Raw genomic sequence first — 1,379 nt, 5'->3', positions numbered from 1 at the left:
TTCCATTATCGAACCGCCCAGTACGAGACCCGTACGCTGGGTGGTGTGAGAGGCGCAGTCCGTTTCTATTTAGGGGCGGACCCGTCTACTCGATTGTGCGTTCGGCTTTTTCTTTTTTTTTATAATTCCAATTTAATAAATTCGACTAACAAATCGTTTGTTTTCGTCATTATTCCATTGCACTTGATATGTTGTTCCGTTTAACTGGTCGAGTAAAATAAAGTTGTACATATTTTCAGTTGGATAAAGTGTAAACCTTCCGTTTATTTCTTTATCATCCCATATGAGTGAACTTGAATTTAAAATTAGTTCGCCTTCGTAACCATCTTTTGATATAGTGAAATGTACTTGCCATATTTTTCCATTTCGTGTGTCCAATTTAAGAAAAGTCCAATAGTTTGTAGTTGGAAATAATTTGTAAATTGGAACTGACAATTGTTGAATTTTAGTTTGTTTTTCAACTTGTTTTTCTGTCTTTTGTATTGTGATAATACTGTCTTGTTCCGTTTGTCCGTAGGTATGAATAAAAGTTAAAGTCAGAAAATAAATTAGTATAAAATTCTTCATATTTATATTCGTGATTTTATGTTATTTAGAATTAGTTGTAATGCTTATTGTTCTTTTCATTTGGCTATCGCTGATTCACAACAATTTGATTCAAGTCAAGTTATTTTTTTATTTAAATTCCGCTTTGTTTTTCGTCCGTAAATATCTTAAAATATTGAATTCTAACTGAATTTTCGTTGGTCTGTCAGCTGACGCACAACGGTCAAGGCTATGATTTCGGTCTGGGAAATCCGATAGGATTTTTCAGGCAAAGAATCGTGCCGGATTAAAAGTACTGAATTTTATGTTTTGCAGAAAGTAAGACTGAATTATAGCCACTGTTAGAGGTTGTTTGCAGCCCAAACCTTACCCATACGGACAAGCCATTGGTACAATCCGCGGGGATTTGCCGCATTTTCAATCCAGCCCAGACCTGGCCGACATTATTATACTTTAACTCTCTTAAAAACATTAGCGGGTAAGGGCAAGCCAAAAAGTCGACCTGCGTACTACTTGAGCAACGATTCCGTACTGGCGGCAAAAGGGAAAGTCCCGAAAGCTGCTCTTATTTTTTTGGCACTAACCTTCCATAAGCACTGCCTAAAACTTTACACACCGTAGATTTTTTGCTGCCCTGATAAACGTACTACTTGCGCACCGATTGGTCGAGCTATAGGGTAGGCAGCAAAAAAAAGGAAGTCCCGAAGCTGCTCTATTTTTTTCTGCAAATAACCTTCTAACGTGTTTGTGTATGATTTCGTTGCGTGTTTTAGCAACTAATTTAGCAAATACAAACCGAATAGAAAATCCGCGAGGATTTTCGTAAGTAGGCG

General features: G+C 37.1%; 1 protein-coding gene. It reads right to left on the bottom strand.

Going from position 1 to position 1,379, the window contains the following annotated elements:
- Positions 1–132: 132 nt before the first annotated feature.
- Positions 133–567 (bottom strand): hypothetical protein, encoded by a 435-nt coding sequence (locus H344_RS20725; RefSeq protein ID WP_051254382.1) that lies wholly within the window; start codon positions 565–567, stop codon positions 133–135.
- Positions 568–1,379 lie beyond the last annotated feature (812 nt).

Origin of the sequence: Arenibacter latericius DSM 15913, assembly GCF_000424985.1 — a bacterium.
Lineage (GTDB): Bacteria > Bacteroidota > Bacteroidia > Flavobacteriales > Flavobacteriaceae > Arenibacter > Arenibacter latericius.
The sequence above is the reverse complement of the archived record's forward strand: the minus strand, read 5'-3'. Positions and strand labels throughout refer to the sequence as shown.

Coding starts and splice junctions, on each gene's coding strand:
- H344_RS20725 (WP_051254382.1), bottom strand. CDS start 567: ATGAAGAATTTTATACTAATTTATTTTCTGACTTTAACTTTTATTCAT.